A 25,824-nucleotide genomic window follows, 5' to 3' on the forward strand; every position below is an offset into this window, starting at 1 on the left:
TCGCGTCGCACCCGTCCCGGGCGCGCGCAAGCGAACGCCGTCGCGCGGCTGCCTGCCGCGCGACGGCGTTCGTGCATTCAGTCGACGTGCGTGTATCCGGCCCTGTTAATTTCGATGTTGCGCGCTGCCTGCCGCGCCACGGGATGGCACGTTCGCGAACGGCCCGGGTTCGACACTGGCCGGACGGCGGGGCGGCTCGCTCAGTGCTTGCGCCGCCAGTCGAGCAGGTGGTGTTCCGCCATCCAGTGGTGGATGATCCCTTCACCGTCGTGGCTGCGCTTGTATTCGCGCGACTCGAAGTACGACAGCGCGACCAGCACCATCAGACCGATGAACAGACCGATCAGGCCCGCAATTTCCTCAGACGACATGGCAGCCTCCTTTCCACGGCACAGCGCCATGCGTACATAGTAGGACATGCGCGGCGCGACCCCGAAGCCGGATTTCCGCTAGACTCGGCGCGGTCCTGGCGCGCGATGGGCGCGCCGATTTCCGGAGCCATACCCGATGACCCGTTTCATGCTGGCCGTGCTGGCCGCAGCGCTGCTCGCCGGCTGCACCAGCGATCCTCGTCAAGCCCGCCGCGGCCACCCGCCGGAAGATCCGGCCGACTATCACGGCGTGCCGACCGACATGACGCCGCCGTCGATGCTCGACGCACCGCCGCCGAAGCCGACCCAGTAACGGCGACCCGGCTGGCCGTCAGGCGCGTGCGGCGTGCGCATCGGCGCCAATGCGCCGCAGCAGCCCCGGCAAGTAGCGCGCAAGCGTCGCGCCGCGCGCGGCCATGAACAGCAGCAGCGCGAACCAGAGGCCGTGATTGCCGAATGTGCCGACGGCGACGAGCGTGGCCGCGATGAAGATCGAGAACGACACGACCATTGCGCGCATCAGCGATTGCGTCTGCGTGGCGCCGATGAACACGCCGTCGAGCAGGAAGCCCCAGACGGACACGATCGGCGAGATCGCGGCCCACGGCAGGTAGCGCAACGCGACCGCGCGGATCTCGGCCTGATCGGTCAGGCGCGCGACGATCCAGCCGCCGGCGGCCCAGTAAACGAGCGCGAACAGCAGCGCGCCGAGCGCCGACCAGAACAGCGTGACGCGCACGGCCTGCCGGAAGGCGCGGCGGTCGCGCGCGCCGGCCGCCGCGCCGACGAGCGCCTCGGCCGCGTGCGCGAAGCCGTCGAGGCCGTACGCCATGAAGGTCTGGAAATTCAGCAGCAGCGCGTTCGCCGCGAGCGTCGCGTCGCCCTGTTTCGCGCCGAGGTGCGCGAACCAGCCGAATGCGCCGAGCAGGCACAGCGTGCGCAGGAAGATGTCGCGATTGAGTACGATCAGCCGCTTGAGCGCCACGCGGTCGGCGAGCGCACGCGCGGCAATCGGCCCGAGGCCGCGCGGCTGCAGCCGCCACAGCATCCACGCGCCGAGTGCGAAGCCGCACGCGTCGGCGGTGGCGGTCGCGGCGCCGATGCCGGCGATGCCCCAGCCGAAGCCATACACGTAGAGCAGCACGGCGCCGATGTTCACCGCGTTGATGAACACTTGCGCGACAAGCGCAAGCCGGACCCGTTGCATGCCGAGCAGGTAGCCGAGCACGACGTAGTTCGCGAGCGCGAACGGTGCGCTCCAGATCCGCGCGTGGCTGTACGCGAGCGCCGTCGCGCGGACGGCATCGCTGCCGCCGAGCGCAGTCAGCGCGAACGACAGCAGCGGCACCTGCAGTGCGAGTACCGCGGCACCGAGCGCGAACGCGACGATCAGCGCACGCAACAGGTTCAGGCGGATGCCGGCGTCATCGCCGGCGCCGTGCGCCTGCGCGACGAGGCCGGTCGTTCCCATCCGCAGGAAGCCGAAGCCCCAGAACACGAAATTGAAGAACAGCCCGCCGAGTGCGACGCCGCCGAGATACTGCGCGCCGTCGAGGTGGCCGGCGACGGCCGTGTCGACGGCACCGAGGATCGGCTGGGTCAGGTTCGCAAGGACGATCGGGAAGGCGAGCGCGAGGACGCGCCGGTGCGTGACGGTGGCCGAGCCAGTGCCGGCCCCGTGCGGTAACGCGGATTCGGACATGGCGGACGCGTCAGGCGCGTTCCTGCACGCAGACCCACGGCGATACGACGACCGCCCACAGCTCAGGGTTGCGCGCCGCGTAGTCGGCGGCGGTCTCGGCCGGCATGCGCGCGACGAGCCCGGCCGACAGCCAGCGCGTGACCTGTTCGGCTTCGTCGCCGGCGATCGCTTCCGCGACGCTGACGAGATCGAGGTCGCGCGCGACGGACAGCAGCTTGCCCTGCGCAAAGAAGCGCTCGAGATCGCACCAGTCGATCTTGGCGGTCTCGCTGAGGAGTTTGGCGTAGAGCGGGCTGTGCGACGCGCCCGCGGCGGATTGGTGTTCAGAGGACATCGGTTTCTTGGAAAGACTGCGTGGCGCCACTATAAACCATCCGGCCGGGCGGGCCGAGCGGGCGGTAGGCGGCTCACGCGTCGCGCAGCGCGCGGCGCACGATCTTGCCGGTCGCGGTCATCGGCAGGCTGTCGACGAACGCGATCGCGCGCGGATACTCGTGCGCGGCGAGCCGCGTGCGCACGTGCGCCTGCAGCGCGCTGACCAGCGCATCGTTGCCGACATGGCCCGGGTTCAGCACGACGAATGCCTTGACGATTTCGGTGCGCGTCGCGTCGGGGACGCCGACGACGGCCGCCATCCGCACCGCCGGATGCGTGAGCAGGCAGTCCTCGATCGGGCCCGGGCCGATCCGGTAACCGGCGCTCGTGATCACGTCGTCGTCGCGGCCGACGAAGCGCACGAAGCCGTCGGCGTCGATCGTGCCCGTATCGCCGGTGAGCAGGTAGTCGCCCGCGAACTTGTCGCGTGTCGCGCCGGGATTGCGCCAGTATTCGACGAACATCACCGGGTCGGGGCGGCGCACCGCGATATGTCCTTCGACGCCGGGCGGCAGCGGCGTGCCGTCGGCGTCGACGATCGCGACCGCATGACCGGGCACCGCCTTGCCGATCGCGCCCGGCTGCGCATCGAACAGCGCCGCGCACGACGACAGCACCATGTTGCACTCGGTTTGCCCGTAGAACTCGTTGATCGTCACGCCCAGCGCGTCGCGTCCCCACGCCGTCAGTTCGGTGCCGAGCGATTCCCCGCCGCTCGCGACCGATTTCAGCGACAGTGCGTAGCGTTCGCGCGGCGCCGCGACGGTACGCATCAGCTTCAGCGCGGTGGGCGGCAGGAACGCGTGCGTGACGCCGTGTCGTGCCATCAGCGCGAACGCCGCGTCGCCGTCGAATTTCTCGAAGCGGCGGGCGAGCACGGGCACGCCGTGATGCCAGGACGGCAGCAGCACGTCGAGCAGGCCGCCGATCCACGCCCAGTCGGCCGGCGTCCAGAACAGGCGCGCGTCGCGCGGGAAGCATTGCTGCGACATCTCGACGCCCGGCAGGTGGCCCAGCAGCACGCGATGCGCGTGCAGCGCGCCTTTCGGTTTGCCGGTCGTGCCTGACGTGTAGATGATCACCGCCGGATCGTCGGCAGCCGTATCGACCGGCACGAAGTCGGGCGTTTCGGCGGCGAGTGCCTCGTCGTAGCGGAGCACGCCCGGCGCTTCGGGTACATCGTCGCCGATGCAGTAGACGGTATGCAGTGCCGGCAGTTGCGCGCGCAGCGACGCGATTTTCGCGTAGCCGGCCGCGTCGGTGACGAGTGCGGATGCTTCGCTGTTGGCGAGCCGGTATTCGAGTGCATCGACGCCGAACAGCGTGAAGAGCGGCACCGCGATCGCGCCGAGCTTGTACGCGGCGAGATGCGCAATCGCCGTTTCGGGGCCCTGCGCGAGAAAGATCGCGATCCGGTCGCCGCGTCGCAGGCCGGCGCGCGCAAAGCTGTTCGCGAGCCGGTTAGAAGCATTCCTCAGGTCGTCGAACGTGATGCGGAAAACGTCGCCTTGCGACGTTTCGTGGATCAGCGCGAGGCGACCGCTGCCGTCGGCCCATTTGTCGCAGACGTCCACGCCGATGTTGTAGCGGGCCGGAACCGCCCACTGGAAGCGGGAGAGCAGGTCGTCGTAGCGGTCGGCGGCGGGCAGCATCGCTTGGTCTCCTGAGTGTCGAACGTGGCGTCGAGCGAACAGCTTACATCAGGGTTTCACGCAGACGAATCCACAATGGTCGCTGCTGATAGGGAATGTTCGGACTCGTCCAATTGCGGCGGCTCAGTGCACGATTCCAAAATGACGCATAAGATCACGACACAACAGTGATAGGACCATGGATTTGCTTCTGATTGCTGCGGGGTTCAGCCTGATCGGAATCGGCGTGCTGGTGGCGTTTGCCCGCCACGTCGATCCGCTGTCCGGCCGGTTTACCGGCCGTCTGCGCAAGCGCTGATTCAACCTTCCCGATTTTGCCCGAGACGGCACGCGATGCGCACCGCATCGCGTGCCGGCTTTTGCGCGCTCAGCGCGCCGGCAGGTAGCGTGACGGATCGATCGAGCGGCCGCCGTAGCGCAATTCGAAATGCAGCGCGACGCGATCGCTGTCGCTGTTGCCCATTTCCGCGATCGATTGCCCCTGCGTGACCGACTGGCCTTCCTTCACCAGCAGCGCGCGATTGTGCGCGTACGCGGTCAGGTAGTCGGCGTTGTGCTTCAGGATGATCAGGTTGCCGTAGCCGCGCAGCCCGTTACCCGCATAGACCACGACGCCCGGCGCGGCCGCGATCACCGGCGTGCCCGGCGAGTTCGCGATGTCGATACCCTTGGATTTCGAGCCGTCGAACGTGCGGACCACGTTGCCGGCCGCCGGCCAGATCAGCGAAATGCTCGTGGCGGGCTTGACGGCCGATTCGACCGGCGCGGAAGGCGCGGGGCGGGCGCGGCCCGCGCTGCCGGTGCCGGTGGTCGACGGCGTCGATGCGGTGGTCGTGCCGGGCGGCGGCGCGACGCGCAGCACCTGGCCGACTTCGATTGCATCAGGGTTCGTCATCTGATTCCAGCGCACGACGTTCTGTACCGACGTGCGGTTGTCGCGCGCGATCTTGTAGAGCGTATCGCCGCGCTCGACGCGGTAGAACCCGGGGCCGACAGGCGCGGAGCCGCACGCCACGAGCAGGGCGGCGCAGGCGGCTGCGAAGAGTCGCTTCGTTGTTGTTCCGAACATTGAACCTCGCAAAACCCTGCCGCGCACGACGCGGCAGGCAACACAAAACGTCCGATTTTAACGGGTTCGACCCGCGCACCGCAGTTTGGGGCCTTGGTCGAGGCCATCGCGCGCCGTTTCGGCGCGCCCTTTATCAGCCTGCGAGCGGGATCACGCGGATCCTCAGCGTGGCCGTTTCGGTCCCGCCCGGCGCGAGCATGCGCAGCCCGAGGCCGTTGTGGATCGCATCCGGCAGGCCGAGCCACGGCTCGACGCAGTAGAAGTCCGACTCCGGCTTTTCGGTCCAGGTCGTGACCGCGTACCACGGGATCGAGCCCGGCACGTCGAGCGCGATCTCGATCGTGCGGCGGCGGCCCGGCATCACGATGCGCACCGGCGTCGACGGCTGGCCGTCGAGGCAGTGGAAGCGATCGAGGATGTCCGGATTGTCGAGCCGGTAGCGCGCTTCGCCGGGTTCTGGCGGGCTGATCGAGCCGTCTGCGCGTTGCTGGCAGAGGCGAGTCGGCGGCAATTCGAGTGTCGTGTCGGCGCGCTCGCCGTGCGGCAACGCGAAATAGAAGTGGTGGCCGGCGTAGTAGGGCAGCGGCGTGTCGCCGCGATTGGTCGTGGTGAGTGCGACTTCGAGCGTGTGCGCGTCGGCCAGCCGGTAGGTCGTTTCGAACCGGAAATCGAACGGGTAGCTCGCGCGCAGCGCGTCGTTCGCGTCGAGCGTCATCGACAAGGCGGCGCCGTCGGCCGACGGGTGCGCGGCGAATGGCAGGTCGCGCGCGAAGCCATGCATGGGCAGGTCGCGGACCACGCCGGCGGCATCGCGCCAGCGGCCGAGTTCGCCGTCGACGCGGTGGCGGCCGAGAAACGGGAACAGCAGCGGGTTGCCGCCGCGTACGCGCGCGAGGTTGCTCCAGTCGGCCGTTTCGGGCCAGAAGATGACCGGTTCGCCGTCGATGTCCCATGACAGCAGGCGGCCGCCGAATTGCGGGGCGACCCGGACGAGCGACGGGCCGGCGTGAAGTTCGTGAATGTCGTGTTGCTGGAAGATCGGCATGGCGAATCGGGTTGGGCGGGTGGACGGGACACGGTGCGCTCCATTATCGGGCCGCAGCCGGTCGGGGAAAACCCTTCTCGGGAAATTGCGAGTTTTTAACATTGTCATCGGTCCGGATAATGCATCCAAACCGGTGATGTTGCCGGGTCATGACACTTCGAGGAGGGGGCCATGGATCTGGCAATGGCAATGGGACTCGCACTGTTCGGCATGTTCACCGGCAGCACGGTATTATTTTTCTATCAGCTCGGCCGCTGACGGCAATTCCTGCCGAAGTCGAAAGGCCCGCCATGCAAATGGCGGGCTTTTTGCTTTCTGTGCGCTTACAAATTGCAAGCGTTTGTGTGCATTGCCGCAATATCCGGCCAAATGCCTTGGCGCAGTAATCCTGGCTCGGCATAATCAGGGCGCGTTTTTTCGGACGCGCATCGCGTCGTCCGTCTTTCTTCCCGCTTAATCTTCACTAAAAGGACCGACGCGTGAGTCTCTGGTTTCTGGTATTCCTGAGCGTCCTGCAGGGCGTCACCGAACTCTTCCCCGTCAGCAGCCTTGGCCATACGCTGCTCGTGCCGGCGCTGTTCGGCATGCATATCGACAAGCACGCGCCGCAACTGCTGCCGTTCCTCGTCGCGCTGCACCTCGGCACCGCGCTGGCGCTGCTGTGGTACTTCCGCGCGCGCTGGATCGCGCTGATCGGCGGTTTCTTCGCGCAACTCGGCGGCCGCAAGAACGACGACGGGCACCTGATGTGGGCGCTGATCATCGGGACGATCCCGACCGGCATCGTCGGGCTGCTCCTCGAGAAGCGCATCGAACGCGTGTTTCACGACCTGCGGATCGTCGCGATCGCGCTGATCGTGAACGGCGTGCTGCTGTGGCTCGGCGATCGCATCCAGCGCAGCCGCGCGCATCAGGCGCCCGAGAAGATGACGTTCAAGCAGGCGTTCTTCGTGGGCCTCGCGCAGATCGGCGCGCTGATTCCGGGCTTCTCGCGCAGCGGGCTGACGATGATCGCCGGCAATGCCGCCGGGTTGACGGCGGAGAAGGCGGCGGAGTTCTCGTTCCTGCTCGGCACGCCGATCATCTTCGCGGCGGGCGTGCTCGAACTGCCGAAGCTGTTCCATGCGCGCGACCAGCTCGCCGATGCGCTGCTCGGCGGCGTGCTGACGGCCATCGCCGCGTACCTGAGCGTGCGGTTCCTGATGCGCTATTTCGAAGGCCGCGGCCGGCTCGCGTCGTTCGGCGTGTATTGCGTGATCGCCGGCGTGTTCTGCCTCGGCTGGTTCATGCTGCATCCGCAGCCGGTTTGATGCTGCGATAGCCGGTCTCGCGTGATGTGACGCGATGATCGGGTATAATTTCGGGCTCGGTTTCATGCCGGGCCCGTTTTGTTTCGGGGCGTTGAGTTTGTGGTGTGCAGTTGCTGCTGTTACTCAAAGCCCCGTGCCAAATGCAGTCCGCGTCAGGCCGTGTCTTTTCTCCTCGACCGCCCTTAGCTCAGTTGGATAGAGCAACGGCCTTCTAAGCCGTAGGTCACACGTTCGAATCGTGTAGGGCGGGCCAGCTGAATCAATGGATTGGATGAGATCCCGACGTTGATTCCAGCCTCGTCAAATTTTCGTGCAGGGCCCATGCAGGTGATTCTGGTCAACGCTGATCCGAATCGGTCCATATCGACGGAGTGGTTTGCGAGCCAGGATCAAGAACTTGTCAAATTCGACGATCTCATCCGCGCACACGCCCTCGGCACTTTCCGAGCGGTGGGCTCGCGCCTCGCGGAGATACTCCGAGGTCCGGCTCCAGTTCGAGTGGAAATCGCTGTCGGTCGACATATGAGTTTCCTTGAGGTCGGACGTGCCCGAATGTCGGCAATTTGAATCCAAGTGTCGAATGATCGATTGTGGCCGCCCGCTGAACGTCCGGAATCCTTACTGCCGATGGTGCGTTCAACCGAAGCATTTGGCAATCACAACGGCGGTAGTGACAATCGCGGCAACGATTCCGAACAGGGTGAGCCATCCCTTCCTGGACGTTGGTAGATCGCCTTCTGCCCCGCCTGCAACGGATAGCAACAGCAAAATCCAGCCTGCTCCGATGACGAATCCGTTACCGATCTTTCCGGGTAGTCCGGTTAACCGGCTTCGAAAGCTTCCCCGCGGATATGGACTGCCGGTTGGCCGGTGAAATATTGGTCTGTCGCGAAGTGGCATCTTGTCCCATTGAAAGTTAGGGGTGCCCAACGAGGGAAGTTGCCGACGGTACGCGTACCAATCAGCGATTCCGGATAACCATCGTCATAGTGCCTGCGGCACAGCCCCCCATTCGGCATCACTTACCCCAAATACGGCCGTTCAACCGCAAATAGTGCACGTCGCGCGAACGTGCGCCATTCTTCTGGAGCGCGATCTTTCATCAGGTAGATGCCGGCGACCAGTGCCTGGGCATGCAGCACCACGGGCAGGCCATCGAGCGCACGTACGGCCTCCGCCGCATCGCCATTGCGAGCCAGAGTGAGGAAACGGTTCAGTCGGGCCGGCAAATCCGGAATCTCGTACTGCGTAGCGAGCGTCGACAGGTATGATCGAATGGCCGGTGTGCTGGCAGGGGATCCCATGGCGAGTGCCAGTATCGCTGTGTACTGATCGATGCCGTCGTCCGCGGCGAGACTCAGGGCACGTGTGCGCAACGCGGCCGAAGCACCGGATGAAGCGGCCGCCATCCGCAACACGTGGGCGTGAGCGGGCGTGCCGACGGACGACGCCACCGCATCATCCAACCGGCCGCCGGCGAGCAACGCAATCGGCCGATACGCGTCGGCAGGCGGCGTCTCGCCGGGCTCGTACATCAGCAGTCCGCGCACCGAGCGGGATTGCCCGGCCAATGATGCGAAGCGGGATTTGGCGGCTTCCGGATCGACCAGACGTGCCACACGCAGCAATTCGACAGCCGCGTATTCACGCAGTGCGGGGCTCCCGGCCAGCGCGGTTTCGTAGTCGGCCAACGCGTCGCGGTAGCGCCCCTGAACGCTGGCGTTCCAGCCCGCCGCATTGGCATACCACGCGGAATGGGGCCAGCGCCGATTCCCGGCATCGAACGCGGCATCCTGAGCGGGGCCAGTCGGCATGCATCGCGTGACGAGGTAGGCAAGGTCCGGCTGATCCGGCGCCTTGTCGGCCAGTGCCCGCTGCCGCGCACACACCGCATCGTGTGCCGCCGTGTCTTTGGCGGCGTTCTGCTCGAACCGCATGGCCACGACGTCGATCGGGAAGCGCGCGCGGCGAGCAGCGAAGGCGTCATCAAATCCCGGAACAGTGCTGGCCAGGGTAAGCCAGTCGTTCAGGCGGGCGCTCTCGGGGGTGTCAAAACGAACGTGGGACAGCAGCATGGGCGCCGCAGCGGCGTTGTCCTTCAACTGCTCGACGAGTTCGCCCGGCGCCATGTCGTCGTTGCTGTCGAGGACCGTACGAATGCCGCCACCGCCGTTGGTCTTGATGCTGGCTGGCGGCGCGGCAAACACTACGTCAGTGACGGCCGGCTGCCAGCGCCGCGGTGGCAGCAGGCGCGGCGGTTCCGCGCTGGCAGCGCCATAGACGGCTGACCATTGACGTAGGGGGGCGGCGCCTGCCACGGTATAGACAATGCGGTTGTCGGCACGATCGATCGATGCCTGAAATGCGTCGATCGGGTCGCCGTCCTGCGTCCGCGCGGTCACGGAGATCTTGCGCCCGGCGTGGACGTCGATGCTGGCGTGCGCATCGGGGGTGAGCACGACCTCTTTGCCGTCGACGGTCGCGACCACCGTTCGCGCCAGCGGGTTGTAGACCGTCACGGTGGATTCGTCGAGCGACCAGCCGAACACCAGCACCGCGCCAACGATGCCGACGGCCACGGCAGCGCGTGCCAGCCCTGGCAAGAATCCGTTGGCCGAACGAAAGCGCTCCCAGAAGTCGGGATTTTCGATCCTCTGGAAGCGCTCGGCATTGACGACGAGCGTGGTGTAGGCAGGGGGGGCGGCAGGTAGGGTGTCCGGTGCGTGCGGCAGCGGCTCACCGCGGGTGGCTGCCGCGATATTCGCCTCGGTATGCAGCAACTCGCCAAGCACGACGCGCCCAAGCCTCGACAGGCAACCGGCCGTGTGATTGACCCAGCTGTCCGCAGCGCGCAGCCAATCGCCGATATTTTCTCGCACCGGATTGGCCAGACCCAACGCGCCCAACATGGCAGACCAGCTCTCGTGGCCGAGTTCGGCCAGAACGCGCTCGCCGGGCTGAACTTCGTCCCTCGAGCCAAATACTTCGACTAGTGCTCGTTGCACGGTTTCCGCATTGGCCAGCACGCTCTTCACCCCGCGCGCATTGACCGACCCGCTCGCACTCACGCGTTGCCAGCAGCGGGCGAGGGCGGCTTGCGTATCGCGCAGTTCGGCCTCGGCGTGGTGCGCATAGTGCAGCACGTGCAGCAGCCCCTTCAGATAGGCCTGCCACTGCGGCGACAGTTGGCCGGCGTGCGCCTGATGCAGGCTTCGCACGCGCTTGAGCATCGCAGCCAGGCGCGCGCGTATCTCGGCACGCTCCGTGCCTACCGATTCGATCGCCGGTTGCAATTCGCTGTGCTTGAGGATGCGCCCGCGGTGCCGAATCACGCCGTCTGCGGCGGTGTATATCCCGTCCCGCAGCGAGCACAGCAGCGCATGCTCGTGGTCCAGCGCACGCAACGCCTCAAGATCCTGACTGATCGATGCCGGATACAGCGTTTCAGGATCGAGTGCGTCGTCTGCCGGCACCGGTGCATACAACTCGTCAGCACGGGCGGCATGGCGCGTGACCGGAAAACCCAGGTAGATGCCACGGTAATGCGGCTTGAGTTGCTCAATGGCGAACTGATCGTCAAGGCGCTGCAACGTGACGTCCGGCTCGACCACGGCATGCCCGGTCTCACCGATCAGCTCGCGGGTCACGCGCTCGCGCAAGGCCGGTGCGTCATCAAATAGGGTCCACGCGCTCCGCGTGTCTTCCGGCGACGCAAGATACGCGCGCTTGGCATTTTCTTCGCGCTCGTGGTTTTGCGGATGCGTTGCCCACATGCGAGGCGGTTGCGCAAGCTCGGCCTTGAAGATGCGGAACGCCGCGGCGTTGGTGACAGGTACTTGCGGCCGCTGTCCATAAGCCGGATCGTTGTAGATCCGGCCGAGCCGGGTTGCAATAGCCTGCTGCACGACGAACACGTCGCGCGGCGGGCGCTCGGCGCCGGCCTCACCGCGCGCGAAACCCAAGGTGCGCTCCCATGCGTCGTCGGCCACTTGCAACTGGTGCAGCGCGTGGATCAGCGCATCGCTGCCGGTGAGCGACACGGCCACCAGGTCGGCCTGCATCTCCATTTCGCGCGACAGTGCGCGCTGGACGATCATCACCAGCCGGAACCCTGCGTCCACGATCGAGCGCAGTGCCCACACGATGAGGCTGAGCCCCCAGCCTATCCACGCGATACGAATATCGAAGTGCGATAACTGACGCAGGAAGCCATCCAGCGCATCGCGCTTGCCGACGATATGCGCCGCGATCTGCTGCGTGGTGTATACCCATCGCCCGAGTGCCATGGAGCGCTGCGCAAAATGCCCAAACTCGTGTGCGCAGACCGCCTTGAACTCGCTCAGGTTGAGCATGTTGACCAGCCCGAGACCGATTTCCAGATTCTTGCGCGATGGAAACACCAGGTTGATGAGCGATAGGTCATAGAACACCGCCGCATTGACCCGCCCGCTCACGAACACCTTGTGCGGGCGCGGTGAGCCGGCATCGTCCGCTACCTGGTCGAGGAAGGAAAACAGGCCCGGCTGCTCCGCGCGCTTGAGTTCAATCACGCCCGCGTACTCGCCCTTCTTGATAAAGAACAGCGCCTTGACCAGAAATACCGTCAGGAACAAGCTGCAAGCGCAGACCAGGAAGTCGATCGGACCGGAATGCGCGTTGAGCGCAAGCAGTCGATTGATGCCTGTCATGGCGAACCAGACTGTCAGTGCCAGGTATAGCACGATGAACGTGATCAGCCCGGCCACTGCTAGCCAGGCTTTACGCTTGTAAGACACACTGGGACGCGTAAAGCCGGCTGGTACATCCGAAGGGCCTGCAGGATAGTGATTGTCCATGACGGTGACGTATCTGGCGGCGATTGATAAAGAGTGCGGACTGGTTCTAACGGGCTCCGGTCAGGACCGGAACTACGGTGCTGCTATGACATATTCGTGCCGTTGCCATGTTTGTGGTTTTCGTTCAAAAATGGCGTAAACACTTAACCCTATCGGTTCACGTGATGCCAGACAGTAAAATAGCGTTAACTTCTCGGCGTAACCAGTGTCGGCCTGGATTCTTATTTTTCAGGTGAGCCGATCAACCAGTTGGTGATTTGTTAGGCCGCTTCGCATTATTACAGTCCAGATAGATTGCTACCACGTTCCATGTGTCTCGGGAAAAACCCTCTTTTTCGTCTCTCGCAACTTCAGTCGCTAGATGAACAACATATCTAACTGCGCGAAGAGTGTTTGAACCAGCATGCGTTCGTCAGTCTTGACGATGCACGCAGGCGTATCGAAGCGTGGCGCACGGACTACAACTCGGTGCGTCCGCGTAGCGCCTTGGGGCAACTGGCAACGGACCAAATCAGCGCGCGACGTCGGGAAGTCGGCCGGCTGTCATGATTGAACGTGACGGTTGGAACGTCAGGATCTACGAGCCATTTGACTGTTGATCTGCCTAAAGGCTCAACTCGAGGATTTCACCATTCTCGGCAGCCATGAAAAGGAAATCACGGGCTGCTGCCAACTGAGAGATCAGAGTCGTTCGCTGTGTTTCCAGGACGTAGACCTCCCCGTATGGCGTCCATCTGTAGACGAAGCTAATAACCTCGTCTTCCCACCCCTCAAGTTCGAAAATTTGGCGCGCCAGTTCACATGCGATTCGGCTAAGTGTAGCAGGCCCGGTTACTTCCTCCTCGAACTGGTCGAACATTGTTCCGAGCAAGGTGTTCGTCTTTTCCCAAAATTTTGACACGAACAGCCATTCCGAAGCGATCCCATCTAAAACAAAAACAGGCTCCTCAATACAGCCATAGATAAAGAAGCGGGAACTCCTAGCGTTCATAAATCACCGTTTGAATCCGCTATATGTGTCCGATTATCGTCGATCGAGACCGCCGCATCGATCGACTGATCCTGGTCGTCACTGGCCGAATCGACCGAGGCAGCCAAAGATACTTAGCAATGCAATGATCGCGAGGAGCAACCCGACTGATGCGTAGGCGGTGAGAAATTTGATAGGCGACTCGGCCTTGTATATGGTCCCACCACCACGAGTACTGACTTCGTCTTCCGTCAAATAGCTCGACAGCGTTGCCACCAAGCCGCTCGTCGCCGCGAACAACGTTCCGATCCACCCGAAGTGGGTGGTATCGGTTAGATGTGCCACGCATGCTACCCACGAGACGATGGCTAGCGCAAGTAGAATCCAAACGGCTGTCCTCATAAATGGACCTGTTCAGTTGCTTCAACTATTTGCGTTGTCGAAGATCCGAGCAATACGGTTGACAATAGACGACCTGCTGCGGTCACTGGGTATCGCGAGACTTCGGCTCGAACACCTCCTTCAGCCAATAAGCCGCTCGTCATTTCGCACCATCTCGCAGAGCACGTTCCAGACCTTTTCCCGCGCATCGAAGCCTGCAGTACTGGCTGCGCGCATGAAGGCTCGTTCGACCACCGTCACGAAGACACGATAATCAAGGACGCTCAGTTCATCGGCTGAGATAATGTCCATCCCACCTTCATCAAGAGGGCGGAACACCTGCTCTCGAACGGCTTGGTCTGCAGGCAAGAAGGCTTCGCGCAAGTGATGCACGACGAAGTCGAATTGGAGTGAACTCAGGGGAAGCCTGCGTTCGCTCGTAATGAAAATCATCCCTGCCATTTGATGATCTCAAGTCGTCCAGCGTGAGGTCTTTTTTTAACGACCGCAACAGACCTGTTTGGTGAGATTCCGGCGATATGTTCGTACATTAAACGTACGCCATCGTTGACTTTAGTCTCGAGAATTTGCGGTCGCCGCTAGAACTCCGTTGTATTTGCCGGTGTCTGGGGAATATGCGACGAACGAGTTGTCTTCGACTGTCTCGACGAGTAATCTGCCACACTCGGAACATTCATACGCGGATCGCATGAAACCGAGATACTGGCAGTGAAGGTGGTCGTGAAGCACGTTTCCGTGATCGAGTTCCAGAGACAGGTAATCGTCCGAGTAACCACGGTCCAAAAGCCAGGCGCGAACGCGCCCTTGTTCCGCTGCCACAACGTAGCTCTGAAGCTCACTGACGAGCCAATCTGAAAAAGGCTCGCAAAACAAATCCTTGAGCACTGACGCCTTGTACGGTAAGCCCTGCGTGTTGTCTCGAATCGTGTTGCCACACGGGCAACCCAGTTTGCTCATGGTAATTGCGCTCCTTTCTCGGGTCGTATGGTACCTGGTCGGATCGAATGGTCGGTTGATCCCCAGCGACTCTAGGGGTGTTATCGAACGCTACGCAATTATTGACGGCTTTCCGGCGCGATGGGCCGTAGCTCGGTCGCATGCGCTCTAGTGAAAGACGATCGCGCCATCATTCGCGCACATCTCAAAGGCCTTCATCCAGTCGACATAGGACTCGTAGAAGTAAGGGGTGGAAACTTGTGATGCCTGACTGCGATACTGAACAAAATCCCGGTAGACCTTTCGGCAGACTTCTGGCCCGATCGTGCCTTCTGCGTCAGAAAAATTAATCAGTTCCCAAAACGGTCCATGGTCGAGTTTCCATACCGTCTCGTCGTATCTCAATTCGACCGCCTTGTTCCGGGCAGACATGCTTCGCTGATATCCAGCTAGCTTTGCCAGTTCGTTTCTCCATACGTTGTAGCCTGAATAGGAACCGGCTCTGAAGTCGAAAGACGATGTGAGCTGGTACACCTTTCCGGCTTCGAGTCCGCGAAAACGGTCAGGGAAATTGCCGGGATCGAGAGTGACTTGATCCTTTCCTTGAGGCATTCCATCCGACGACATGACCGGGGATTCGACAATCACTAATCCACTGTATGCCGTGACATCCAGTCCAGCGTGTGCCGCTGACGCACACATAAAGAGGAGCACGGCGAGGAGAGTTTGATTCATGACTGTATCAAGTAGGCAGTGTCGGGCGCGTGCGTACAGAGCATGCCATGATATGTCGAATCCTACGTGTGCCAAACCGAAGTGCTTGTCAAGCAATGTCAAGGCGAGCATGCCGGCAGATTGATGACAGTTGATGGGGTGTTCTCGAATGTCGCGGCCAGCTGCGATAGAGGGCCGTTACTGAAAGAACGGAGGACCCTTACGCATGGAGCTCGATCTCGCGTGCACGGGGATGGGTATCGCGCCGGACCTTGGCTACAAATTTGCGATGACAGGAGGCAAGCAACGCACCGCCGACGAAGGCGAATGCGAAAGTGGACAGATAGTCGAGAGGAGAAGGGGGTATCGTTTGACTCCTGAGAAGGATGATGACGCTAGCACGCGGCTGTACTGGCGAAGCCACAGGAAGGGCCTGGGCTCGCAGCGGTGATACGTGCCTCAAATTTTTTTGAATCGTGGCAACAGCTTGCGAATGGGCGTCAGTCGTGCAGTGCTGTCGGCTAGACCGACAATGGCCGGGCCCACAAGTCCGCCGACCGAAGTATCGGTCGGGATGGTGTCAGTACCAGTTTGTGTTGTAAATCGGACACGCGGCGGGGTGATGTGCCAATCCTGGCCAACATGACGGTTATCTGATCATTCGCGTGGTCGAAAATGTCAAGAGATAATATTTTATCTGCCCGTCTTCCATCATCCGATCAAGACATCATCGTATTTTTAGTGTTTGTTCCGAGTAGCCGGTATGGATTCAAATTGAAAGACGAAGATGCGGGCGTTATCGCCGTGTTTATCGGCAGATTCTCGTCTGCGCGGCAACTGAGCAGGTTGAGAAGTGGCTCGTCGGCATCGATAGGTGAATCGAGAATTTTGGTTTCGTGAAGCTTAAATAAAACCTATTCGAAGTGTCAAATTTTGATAGTGGAAGACAAGGGTCTCGGCCTGTATTTGGCTTTGGCGCAATTTGATTGCGTGTATGTACGGTGATCTGCATTGACCCCCGACGGGGGAAGCGCGGCACTTTCTTGCAATCTCTGACACTGTGTTGGTAACTATTTCGATAGTTTACGGCGTGAGAGACCATCATTCCGACCGCTAACACGAACGAAGAAGAATCGCGAAAGCTCGGCAGCATTGGTTTCGGCTGGTGAGCGTTTCCGCGCTTGCGCGAGATGTTCCGTATCCACTCGTTCGACGCTCGAAAAGAGCGTCTGCCGCATCCATGAATAAGAACCAATATCGTCTGGTATTCAGCCGCGTCCGGGGCATGTTGATTGCGGTCGAAGAGACTGCCAGTTCGTCGGGGAAAGCGAACTGCGGAGAAACCGTCCGGGCTGCTGCCGGCAGTTTGCGGCTCGCGGTGGCGCAATTCGCGCTGCGCCACGCGGCGTTCGCGGCGCTGATCGTGTCCGGGGTTGCGCCGATGTGGGTCAATGCGCAGGTCGTGGGCGCGGGCGCGAATGCACCGTCCGTCATCCAGACGCAAAACGGTCTCCAGCAAGTCAACATTACCAAGCCGTCCGGCGCGGGCGTGTCGCTGAACACTTATTCGCAATTCGACGTACCGAAGGCCGGCGTCATTGTGAACAACTCGCCGACCCTGACGAACACGCAGCAAGCCGGCTATATCAACGGCAACCCGAATCTCAGCCCGAACGGTTCGGCCAGAATCATCATCAACCAGGTCAGCAGCTCGAACCCGTCGCAGTTGAAAGGTTACGTCGAGATTGCAGGCCAACGAGCCGAGATGATCATCTCGAATCCGTCGGGCCTCGTAGTCGACGGTGGCGGGTTTATCAATACCTCGAGAGCAATCCTGACGACTGGCACGCCGAACCTGAACGCAGACGGCTCGCTGGCAGGCTTCAGCGTCACACGCGGCCTCATCACGGTACAAGGCGTGGGCCTGAATGCCACGAATGTAGATCAGGTTGATCTTATTTCCAGAGCCGTACAGGCCAATGCTGCCATTTATGCATCGAACCTGAACGTGATCGCTGGTGCGAATCAGGTCAATCACGACACGCTCCAGGCGACTCGGATTCAGGGCGATGGTGCAGCCCCTGCCGTTGCAATTGACGTGAGTCAATTGGGCGGGATGTATAGCAATCGCATTTTTTTGGTTGGCACCGAGGGGGGCGTCGGGGTCCGGAATGCAGGGACGATCGCGGCCGATGCGGCGGGCCTGACGCTTACAACGGCGGGCCGACTGGTGCAGTCGGGCAAGATCAGTTCACTCGGCAACGTCGCTGTAACGGCAGACGGCGGCATCGAGAACACCGGGACGACCTACAGCCAGCAATCCGTGTCGTTGAATACCGGCGCGGATGTCGTGAATACCGGCACACTCGCCGCGCAACACAACGTCGGCATCAATGCCGGCTCGCTGAATTCCACGGGCGCCATCGGCGCGGGCGTCGACAGCAACGGCACGGTCACGCAAACCGCTGACCTGCAAGCGACGACGACGGGCCAGTTGAACGCAACCGGCCAGAACATCGCAGGCGGTAACACGACTTTGCGCGGCTACGGTGTCAATCTGGCTGGCAGCAAGACGGCGACGAACGGCACGCTGGATGTGAACGCGACGGCGGGCGATATCAATCTGTCGAACGCGACGACGAGCGCACGGGGTGCGTTGAACGCGACCGCAGCGGGTGCGATCGTCAACGACCACGGCAGCCTGTCCAGCCAAAGCGGCGTCACGCTGACGGCGGGCAGCATGTCGAACCAAGGCGGCACGGTGTCCTCGCAAGGTCCGCTGACGGTTCACACGTCCGGAGCGATTTCGAATCAGGCCGGCACGCTGGTATCGCAGACCACGGCCGACGTGGAAGGCGGCGCGATCGGCAATCAGCAAGGCATCATCCAAAGCGCTGGCCAAATGAAGGTGGTCGGCGCTTCGCTTCAGAATACCGCCGGGCGCGTTACGTCCCTGAACAGCGACGGTCTGTCCATCACGACGAGTGGCCAACTGACGAACGCAGCGGGCACGACCGCGAACGGCGCTCAAGGTGGCGTGATTGGCGGTGATGGTGCCGTCACGGTTCAGGCCGTTAGCATCGCGAACCAAGGATCGATCAGCGCTGCTACCGATTTGAACGTCGGCGCACAGTCCATCGACAACAGTAGCGGTTCGCTGACGGCCGGTAAGAACGCGTCGATCGATGCAGGCACGCACCTGGCTAACGCATCCGGCAGCATTTCTGCCGGGACGTTGGCAGACGTTCGCGCGATCAATCTGGACAACAGCTCCGGTTCGATACAGGCAAGTCAGTTGTCGTTGTCGGCAACCGATCTCGCGAACCGCTCAGGCGCGATTACGCAGACCGGCACGAACCCGACCACGATCGCTGTTTCCGGCACGCTCGACAATAGTTCGGGCACGGTACAGACGAACAGCGCCGATCTGAGCTTGACGCCTGCGACGCTGATCAACGACCACGGCAAAATCGCGCATGCCGGCACCGGTACGCTGACCATCGGGACCGGTGCGCTGTCGAACCAAGGCGGTTCGATCGCGACCAATGGTGCGCTGGCACTGACCGCTGCCGCCGTGTCGAATCAAGCCGGCACTTTGTCCGCGCAACGACAGGCCACGCTCGGCGTTCAGTCGCTGGACAACAGTGCGAGCGGCTATGTCGGTGCCGATAGCGTGACGCTCAAATCTCAAGGCGCGATCAACAACAAGACGGGTGAGATCGAGTCGAATCACGCGTTGACGGTCTCGGCAGACAGCTTGGCAAACGATGGCGGTGCCGTTAAGGCGCTCGGCACGGATGCGCTGTCCGTCACGACGACGAATGCGCTGACCAACACGGCAGGCGGCACGATCGGCGGCAACGGCGACGTGTCGGTTTCGGGCGGCACGGTCGACAATTCGAACGGTTCATTGCTGGCGGCACGATCGCTGTCGGTGCAATCGAACGGCCAGATCGCGAATTCGGCCGGGCTGATTCAAGCGAACGGCAACCTCAAGGTCGCGGCGCAAGGCGCGGTGCTCAATAACGGCGGGCAAATCGAGGCGAACGGCGCAACCGCAACGCTCCAACTGTCGGGAACAAGTATCGACAACAGCGATGGTCGTGTAGCAAATATCGGCACGGGTGCGACGACGATCGACGGCGGCGCATCGATCACGAACACCGACGTCTCTGGCAAGGCCGGCGCAGGTACGATTGGCGGCAACGGCGATGTGACGTTAACCGCGCAAACGCTCACCAATGCGCAAGGCGGTCAGACATTGGCCGGTCACGACCTGATGTTGAACGTCGGCAGCAATGCCAACAATTCCGGCGGCGTGCTGTCCGCCGCGAACAAGCTGACTTTCAACGGCGCGAACGCGGCGTTGTCGAACCAAAACGGATCTGTGCGAGCAAACGGCGCACTGTCGTTGACCGCCGCATCGATTGACGACACGTCCGGCAAGATCGGCAACGACGCTGGCAGCGGCGGCAGCGTTTCGATTCAGACCGGTGCCCTGTCGAATCAGGGCGGCGCGATCGGTAGCGATCAAGACCTGACGCTGAACACCGGCACGCTGTCCGGCGACGGTTCCATCGTCGCGGGTCGCAACGGCTCGATCACGCTTGCAAGCGATTACACGCAGACGGCCGCGAACAAGCTTCACGCAAACGGCAACCTGAATTTCACTACGTCGGGCAAGCTGACGAACCAAGGCGTGCTGGATGCCAACGGCGCGCTCACCATGAATGCGGCGAACGTCGACAACCAGAGCGGCGCGGATTTGAATTCCGCGACGACGACCGTCAACGCGAACGGCGGCACGATCGATAATGCAGGCCGCATAGAAGGCGATTCGGTCACGACCAACAGCGCGACGTTGGACAACACGGGCACCGTGATCGGTGCCAACGTGACGGCGAACGCGGCAACGATCACGAACACCGGGGCCGCCGCTGTCCTCGCCGCTGCCAACCAATTGAACCTGTACGCGACGAATCAGTTGTCGAATACGGGCGGTGCGAACCTGTTCAGCGTCGGCGATATCAATATCGCGGCGAATGGCCAGCGCGACGCGAACGGGTTGCTCGCTAACCGCACGCAGAACGTGCTGAACGATCAATCCACGATCGAAGCGCTAGGCAACATCGAACTCGCGGCCGGCACGTTCACCAATTCGCGCCCCGCGCCGACGGTCACGACTGAAACGACGGGGACGACCACCTCGCACCAAACCAAGCGCCAGAAATACATCGTGTGCGCGACGATGAATGCGGACCCGAACGGCGGCTGCTCGCAAGCGATGTGGGTGAACGGCTATAAGACGGCGCTCACTTCAAGCTATAGCCCTGCGCAGGTTGTATCAGAATCGTCCGGGCCGAACGCGACCGACAAGGTGCTGGTCGTGAACGTGAACGGCAAGCAGCAGACGATTTACTACAACACGCTGACGACCAACGCAGACGGGTCGGTTACGGTCAACTATTGGGACGCATACGACCCGCACGTCAACTACGTCCCGGATACGGAATACAAGACGCGCAGCGACGGTCACAACGGCTATCAGCGTGTCGAAATCTGGCGCGATACCACGTCCACGACCCAGCAAGACACGGTAACGAGCCAGGCGCAACAAGCGCAGCTCGTCGCGGGCGGCAGTATCACAATGGCGAACGTCGGCACGATCAATAACGACTACAGCGCGATCACGGCCGGCAAGTCGATTCAAATCGGCAGCACGCAACAGAACGGCTCTGTGGGTAGCGGCAGTTATGGCGGCACGGTCGTGAACAACGTCGGTCGGACGCTGTATCAATATCAGACCGACAACATCGTGTCGATGTACGCATGGAACGAAGACACGACACAGGATCGCGGCACGATCGTTGAACCGACCGTTGTCCATACGCCGGTTGCGATCGGCGGCACGGGCGGCACGATCATCGCGAATCAGTCGGTGTCGATCACCGGGCAGAGTGTCAATAACCAGAACGTCGCCGCGCAGAATTCCTCAACTGGCGCGACGGGGGGCACGCTTGGCAACAATGCGGCCAATCAAGGCGTGTCGGGCGGCACTCCGAACAAGGTTGGCGCGGCAAGCGGCTCGACGACGGTCCCCGCGCTGCAATCGGTCGCGAGCGCCACGGGCGCGCTGTCGATCACGTTGCCGACGAGCGGCATGTACTCGGTTCACCCCGCGCCTGGCCAGCCCTATTTGATCGTCACCGATCCGCGGTTGACGAGCTATACGAATTTCATTTCGAGCGATTACATGCTCGGTCAGTTGAACCTGAACCCCGCGAGCATCGAGAAGCGTTTGGGCGACGGGATGTATGAACAGCAGATGGTGCGTAACCAGATTACGCAGCTCACCGGGCGCACTTTCTTGCCGGGCTACGCAAGTGCTGAGGACGAGTATCGCGCGCTGATGACGAACGGCGCGAACTACGCGAAGTCATTCGGTCTGGTGCCTGGCATGGCGCTGACCGCCGCACAAATGGATGCGCTGACGAGCGATATCGTGTGGCTCGTTGACCAGACCGTGACCCTGCCCGATGGCAGCACGACGCACGTGCTGGCCCCGGTCGTCTACATGTCGCAAACCCATGCGGACGACCTGCAACCGACTGGTGCGTTGATTGCGGCCGATGATGTCGAAATTCATACGATCGGGAGCACGACCAATTCGGGTGTCATCAAGGGCGGTACGAAGACGGTACTCACCGCGACCGATATCCTGAATCGGGGCGGCACAATTTCGAGCAGCAGCACGAACGGCACGACGGTCGTATCGGCGAGCAACGATGTTGTGAATTCGTCGGGGATGATTACCGGCAATCGGGTTGCCGTTAGCGCTGGCCGCGATATCGTCAACACGACGCTGGTTGACGCCGTGGGCGCGACCGGTGCATCGGGTGCAAGCAAGGTCAGTACAAGCTTGATCGGCCAGCAAGGCACGATCGCGGCAACGGGCGACCTGTCCGTTGAAGCTGGTCGCGACCTCACGCTTCACGGTGCGAATCTGTCGGCTGGTGGCGATGCACTGGTTACAGCGGGCCGGGATATCAACGTCGATGCGGTTCAGTCAACGACGAACCAATCGATGTATCTGAACGATCAGCATCATTGGGAAGAATCCACGACGAAGAACGTAACGAGCGGCATCACCGCAGGTGGCAGCTTGGGGATGCAAAGCGGTAACGATACGACGCTCAAGGGCGCGACGGTTACCGCCGGTAAGGATTTGTCGGTGCTCGCGGGCGGCAACCTGACGGCGACGACGGTCACCGATACCGCGAAGCTCGATAACGTCGCGGCAGACAGCAAGACGCGTAAAGAAGTCGATCACAACTACGACGAACACGCCGTCGGCACGCAGTTCACGGCGGGCGGAAATGCGTCGCTCGGGGCGGCGAGCACCGACGCGTCGAAAGGTAACGTGACGCTCACCGGTTCGTCCCTCACTGCGGGCATGACGAACGGTGTTGAGAACGCCACCGGTGCGGCGAACATTGTTGCAACGGGCAATGTCACGGTGAACGAAGCTCGTGAGGAACACGATAAGTACCAATCGGTGCAGGTTCAGCGAGGTAGCGTCGTCAGCAGCACGAAGACCGATTCGATGACGGACACGCATGCGAACGTCGGCGTCGGTAGTACGGTTTCGGGTAACACCGTCAACATTCAATCGGGCCACGACCTGACCGTTCAAGGCAGCACGGTCGTCGGCACGAGCGATGTGAATCTTGGGGCGGCGCACAACGTCAATATCACGACGTCCAAGGATACGGTCACGCAGGACAGCTACTACCACGAAACGCATTCGGGTATTGGCACGAGCGGGCTGAGCGTGAGTATCGGTACACAGAAGAAAAATGATACGGACCATGCTTCGTCCGTCACGAACAACGCGAGCACGATTGGTTCGCTCAACGGCGATCTGACTATCAAGGCGGGCGATACGTTACACGTGACGGGCAGCGACCTGATTGCCGGAAAGAACCTGACCGGCACGGCCGCGAACGTCATGATCGATTCGGCGACCGATACCAGCAACAAGACACATAGCGAAACGACCAGCAGCAGCGGCGTCACGCTCGGCCTGTCGGGCAGCGTCGGCGATGCGATCAACGGTGCGTATCAGCAGGCGCAGGCGGCAAGGAGCGGTGCCGGAGACAGTCGTGCGACGGCTCTGCATGCGATTGCGGCGGCTGGCGATGCTGCTATCGGTGTCGCAAGCGTCACAGGTGGCGCGCTCGCAGGAAAGGGAGCGCCGAGCATTGGCGTTCAGGTCAGCGTCGGATCGAGCCACAGCCGACTTGATACGTCGGAGAGCCAGACGACGCAGCGCGGATCGAGTGTGACGGCCGGCGGCACGACTTCCCTGATTGCGACCGGCAACGGCACGGCGGGCAGTGGCAATATCACCGTGGCGGGGTCGAACGTGTCCGGCAACGATGTGCTGCTGGCTGCGAAGAACCAGATTGACCTGCAGAACACGACGAACACCGATTCAACACGCAGCTCGAATTCGTCATCAAGCGCGAGCGTCGGCGTATCGATCGGCTCGAATGGTATCGGGGTATCGGCCGCCATGTCGCGTGCACACGGCGACGGGAACAGTGACGCAGCGATGCAGAACAACTCGCACGTGACGGGAGCGAACAGCGTTACGCTGATCAGCGGCGGCGATACGAACATCATCGGCTCGAACGTGAATGGCGGCACGGTCACCGGTAACGTCGGCGGTAATCTAAACGTGCAGAGCGTGCAGGACACGACATACAGTACGGCGCACCAAAGCAGCGCGGGCGGCGGTATCAGCGTCAGTACGATGGGTGGCGGAAGCGCGAGTTTCAGCGCACAGAACGGGCATGCGGATGGCAACTATGCCGGTGTGAACGAGCAGGCCGGAATTCAAGCGGGCAACGGCGGCTTCGATGTCAACGTCAAAGGTAATACCGACCTGAAAGGTGCATATATCGGCAGCACGGCGGATGCAGCGAAGAACACGTTGACGACCGGTTCGCTGACTTACAGCGATATCGAAAATCACTCGCACTATGCGGCGGACAGCAATGGGTTCAGTGCGGGCGTAGGCGTTGGTGTAACCGGCAAGGCAATCGGACCGGGATCGGTCAGCGGTGCGGGCGGCGTGACGCCGATGATTTCGCAATCGGACAGCGGAAGTGAGAACGCGACCACCCGTAGCGGTGTCAGCGCAGGCTCGATCAATATCACGAATCCGGCGGGCCAGACGCAGGACTTGGCTAACCTGAACCGCGACACGTCGAATCTGAACGGCACCGTGTCGAAGACGCCGGACGTGCAGAATCTGCTGGATAAGCAAGCCGACACGATGAATGCGGCGCAAGCGGCCGGCCAGGTGGTAGCACAAGGCATTGGGGCATATGCCGATATGAAACGGGACGCCGCCCTTTCCACCGCGAAGGATGCGACGGCGGCAGCGAAGGCCGCGATGCAGGCGGGCGACACCGACACCGCTGAGGCATTTGCAGCCACGGCATCGCAAGCGCTGTCCGATGCGAAATCATGGTCGGAAGGCGGAGATTCGCGCGCACTGATGCAGACGGCGGGTGGCGCGTTGATTGGCGGGCTGGGCGGCGGTAGCGTGTTCTCGACGGTCGGCGGCGCAGCTGGCGCGGGTCTGTCATCGAAGCTCGCGCCGCAGACTGAGGCCGTAAGCGATTCGATTGCCGGAGCGACCGGTTCGACACTGCTCGGCAATGTGGCGGGTAATATTTTGTCGGGTCTCGGGGGTGCGTTGGTGGGTGGTTCAGCGGGTGCTGCGATGGCGTCGAACGTCGACCTGTACAACCGGTCGAAGGATACGGAGAACAAGGCGTCGAAAAAGGAATCGGACAGCCTTGCGCAGCAGAATTCCGTCGTAGTGGATTTGGTCAGTAAATTCTGTAGTGCGACTGCTCCTTGTACGGACGCGCAATTGAAGGAGATTCTTAAGGCTCAAGGCGAACTGTCGCAGCAGGTTAACGAGAATGCAACGAAGGTGGTGATTGTAGGCGGGACTGCAGCCGGCATTGCAGGCGCAGCAATAGAAGGCCCCGGACTATACGCCGCGTATAAGGCTTTACAGGCGGGATACTCTCTTACAACCGCTGCACTTACTGGCGCAGCTATTTCTGGTGGCTCTTATGCAGGGTCGACGTTTTACGGTGCGGTTCGGGATTCGACTACATATGGCACGGACTTTAGCGTGGCTTTCGATCAACGTTTCTCTGCAATAGGCTTGGGTGCCGCCGCTACTTTCGGCGCTCTCAGTAGCATGTACGCGACGTCGATGTTTGCATGGGCGGCTATTCCCAATTCCATTAAGAACGTCGCGACTGTTCCGGGTTTTGTAATTCGCGTCAACAATCTGATTCTCGGTAAGACTCTTGGAAAAGCAGTTGGGGCTGCCGCAAACGGAAATTAGAGGAATGC

The 25,824-nt window shown here is 61.9% G+C and carries 16 protein-coding genes, 1 tRNA gene and 1 pseudogene; 6 read left to right on the plus strand and 12 right to left on the minus strand.

The annotated features are described in order from the left end of the window. Window positions 1-200: 200 nt before the first annotated feature. Entirely contained in the window at window positions 201-371 is a 171-nt protein-coding gene (locus LXM88_RS11660; RefSeq protein WP_262542440.1) for a hypothetical protein, read from the minus strand. Window positions 372-507: 136 nt separating this feature from the next. Between LXM88_RS11660 and LXM88_RS11665 the strand changes: the two genes are divergently transcribed. Further along, window positions 508-684, plus strand: a complete 177-nt coding sequence (locus LXM88_RS11665) for a hypothetical protein (protein ID WP_262542441.1) — start codon at window positions 508-510, stop codon at window positions 682-684. Between the two features lie 18 nt (window positions 685-702). On the opposite strand, the gene LXM88_RS11670 is transcribed toward LXM88_RS11665, so the two are convergent. The 5 genes from LXM88_RS11670 to LXM88_RS11690 form a co-directional block, all read right to left on the minus strand. Further along, window positions 703-2,073, minus strand: a complete 1,371-nt coding sequence (locus LXM88_RS11670) for an MATE family efflux transporter (RefSeq protein ID WP_262542442.1) — start codon at window positions 2,071-2,073, stop codon at window positions 703-705. A gap of 10 nt (window positions 2,074-2,083) precedes the next feature. After that, window positions 2,084-2,407 (minus strand): DUF2288 domain-containing protein, encoded by a 324-nt coding sequence (locus tag LXM88_RS11675; protein WP_262542443.1) that lies wholly within the window; start codon window positions 2,405-2,407, stop codon window positions 2,084-2,086. 73 nt (window positions 2,408-2,480) lie between these two features. Beyond that, the gene (locus LXM88_RS11680) at window positions 2,481-4,100 is read right to left on the minus strand and encodes an acyl-CoA synthetase (RefSeq protein ID WP_262542444.1); all 1,620 of its coding nucleotides are present in this window, start codon (window positions 4,098-4,100) and stop codon (window positions 2,481-2,483) included. 367 nt (window positions 4,101-4,467) lie between these two features. Next, window positions 4,468-5,169 carry a peptidoglycan DD-metalloendopeptidase family protein gene (locus tag LXM88_RS11685; RefSeq protein ID WP_262542445.1) on the minus strand — a complete coding sequence of 234 codons (702 nt, stop codon included), beginning with the start codon at window positions 5,167-5,169 and terminating at the stop codon, window positions 4,468-4,470. Window positions 5,170-5,302: 133 nt separating this feature from the next. After that, a complete protein-coding gene (locus tag LXM88_RS11690) occupies window positions 5,303-6,214 on the minus strand; it encodes an aldose epimerase family protein (RefSeq protein WP_262542446.1) in 912 nt (303 codons plus the stop codon). A 479-nt stretch (window positions 6,215-6,693) separates the two neighbouring features. Here LXM88_RS11690 and LXM88_RS11695 point away from each other — a divergent pair, with 479 nt between their 5' ends. Together LXM88_RS11695 and LXM88_RS11700 are read left to right on the plus strand one after the other, a co-directional pair. Continuing rightward, window positions 6,694-7,524, plus strand: a complete 831-nt coding sequence (locus LXM88_RS11695) for an undecaprenyl-diphosphate phosphatase (protein ID WP_021157259.1) — start codon at window positions 6,694-6,696, stop codon at window positions 7,522-7,524. A 176-nt stretch (window positions 7,525-7,700) separates the two neighbouring features. Then, window positions 7,701-7,777, plus strand: a tRNA-Arg gene (locus LXM88_RS11700). 47 nt (window positions 7,778-7,824) lie between these two features. Here LXM88_RS11700 and LXM88_RS11705 read toward each other — a convergent pair. Both LXM88_RS11705 and LXM88_RS11710 read right to left on the minus strand, forming a co-directional pair. After that, window positions 7,825-8,046: a hypothetical protein gene (locus LXM88_RS11705; RefSeq protein ID WP_262542447.1), complete on the minus strand. Its 222-nt coding sequence runs from the start codon at window positions 8,044-8,046 to the stop codon at window positions 7,825-7,827. A gap of 500 nt (window positions 8,047-8,546) precedes the next feature. Further along, window positions 8,547-12,359 carry a M48 family metallopeptidase gene (locus LXM88_RS11710; RefSeq protein WP_262542448.1) on the minus strand — a complete coding sequence of 1,271 codons (3,813 nt, stop codon included), beginning with the start codon at window positions 12,357-12,359 and terminating at the stop codon, window positions 8,547-8,549. Window positions 12,360-12,740: 381 nt separating this feature from the next. On the opposite strand from LXM88_RS11710, the pseudogene LXM88_RS11715 reads away from it, so the two are divergent. Continuing rightward, window positions 12,741-12,908 (plus strand): annotated as a pseudogene (locus tag LXM88_RS11715) (integrase core domain-containing protein); the annotation flags it as partial. 55 nt (window positions 12,909-12,963) lie between these two features. On the opposite strand, the gene LXM88_RS11720 reads toward LXM88_RS11715, so the two are convergent. From LXM88_RS11720 to LXM88_RS11735, 4 genes are all read right to left on the minus strand, one after another. Then, entirely contained in the window at window positions 12,964-13,350 is a 387-nt protein-coding gene (locus tag LXM88_RS11720; protein ID WP_262542449.1) for a hypothetical protein, read from the minus strand. A gap of 501 nt (window positions 13,351-13,851) precedes the next feature. After that, window positions 13,852-14,172 (minus strand): hypothetical protein, encoded by a 321-nt coding sequence (locus LXM88_RS11725; RefSeq protein WP_262542450.1) that lies wholly within the window; start codon window positions 14,170-14,172, stop codon window positions 13,852-13,854. A 111-nt stretch (window positions 14,173-14,283) separates the two neighbouring features. Beyond that, window positions 14,284-14,688, minus strand: coding sequence for a hypothetical protein (locus tag LXM88_RS11730; protein ID WP_262542451.1), 405 nt, complete (start codon window positions 14,686-14,688; stop codon window positions 14,284-14,286). A 147-nt stretch (window positions 14,689-14,835) separates the two neighbouring features. Further along, window positions 14,836-15,402 (minus strand): hypothetical protein, encoded by a 567-nt coding sequence (locus LXM88_RS11735; RefSeq protein ID WP_262542452.1) that lies wholly within the window; start codon window positions 15,400-15,402, stop codon window positions 14,836-14,838. 205 nt (window positions 15,403-15,607) lie between these two features. On the opposite strand from LXM88_RS11735, the gene LXM88_RS11740 reads away from it, so the two are divergent. Together LXM88_RS11740 and LXM88_RS11745 are read left to right on the plus strand one after the other, a co-directional pair. Further along, window positions 15,608-15,832, plus strand: a complete 225-nt coding sequence (locus LXM88_RS11740) for a hypothetical protein (RefSeq protein ID WP_262542453.1) — start codon at window positions 15,608-15,610, stop codon at window positions 15,830-15,832. A gap of 789 nt (window positions 15,833-16,621) precedes the next feature. Then, the gene (locus LXM88_RS11745) at window positions 16,622-25,816 is read left to right on the plus strand and encodes a two-partner secretion domain-containing protein (RefSeq protein ID WP_262542454.1); all 9,195 of its coding nucleotides are present in this window, start codon (window positions 16,622-16,624) and stop codon (window positions 25,814-25,816) included. The last annotated feature ends 8 nt before the right edge of the window (window positions 25,817-25,824 follow it).

The organism is Burkholderia sp. S-53 (genome assembly GCF_025560745.1).
Taxonomy (GTDB): Bacteria; Pseudomonadota; Gammaproteobacteria; order Burkholderiales; family Burkholderiaceae; genus Burkholderia; species Burkholderia pyrrocinia.

Coding starts and splice junctions, on each gene's coding strand:
- LXM88_RS11660 (WP_262542440.1), bottom strand. CDS start 371: ATGTCGTCTGAGGAAATTGCGGGCCTGATCGGTCTGTTCATCGGTCTG.
- LXM88_RS11665 (WP_262542441.1), top strand. CDS start 508: ATGACCCGTTTCATGCTGGCCGTGCTGGCCGCAGCGCTGCTCGCCGGC.
- LXM88_RS11670 (WP_262542442.1), bottom strand. CDS start 2,073: ATGTCCGAATCCGCGTTACCGCACGGGGCCGGCACTGGCTCGGCCACC.
- LXM88_RS11675 (WP_262542443.1), bottom strand. CDS start 2,407: ATGTCCTCTGAACACCAATCCGCCGCGGGCGCGTCGCACAGCCCGCTC.
- LXM88_RS11680 (WP_262542444.1), bottom strand. CDS start 4,100: ATGCTGCCCGCCGCCGACCGCTACGACGACCTGCTCTCCCGCTTCCAG.
- LXM88_RS11685 (WP_262542445.1), bottom strand. CDS start 5,169: ATGTTCGGAACAACAACGAAGCGACTCTTCGCAGCCGCCTGCGCCGCC.
- LXM88_RS11690 (WP_262542446.1), bottom strand. CDS start 6,214: ATGCCGATCTTCCAGCAACACGACATTCACGAACTTCACGCCGGCCCG.
- LXM88_RS11705 (WP_262542447.1), bottom strand. CDS start 8,046: ATGTCGACCGACAGCGATTTCCACTCGAACTGGAGCCGGACCTCGGAG.
- LXM88_RS11710 (WP_262542448.1), bottom strand. CDS start 12,359: ATGGACAATCACTATCCTGCAGGCCCTTCGGATGTACCAGCCGGCTTT.
- LXM88_RS11720 (WP_262542449.1), bottom strand. CDS start 13,350: ATGAACGCTAGGAGTTCCCGCTTCTTTATCTATGGCTGTATTGAGGAG.
- LXM88_RS11725 (WP_262542450.1), bottom strand. CDS start 14,172: ATGGCAGGGATGATTTTCATTACGAGCGAACGCAGGCTTCCCCTGAGT.
- LXM88_RS11730 (WP_262542451.1), bottom strand. CDS start 14,688: ATGAGCAAACTGGGTTGCCCGTGTGGCAACACGATTCGAGACAACACG.
- LXM88_RS11735 (WP_262542452.1), bottom strand. CDS start 15,402: ATGAATCAAACTCTCCTCGCCGTGCTCCTCTTTATGTGTGCGTCAGCG.
- LXM88_RS11740 (WP_262542453.1), top strand. CDS start 15,608: ATGGAGCTCGATCTCGCGTGCACGGGGATGGGTATCGCGCCGGACCTT.
- LXM88_RS11745 (WP_262542454.1), top strand. CDS start 16,622: ATGAATAAGAACCAATATCGTCTGGTATTCAGCCGCGTCCGGGGCATG.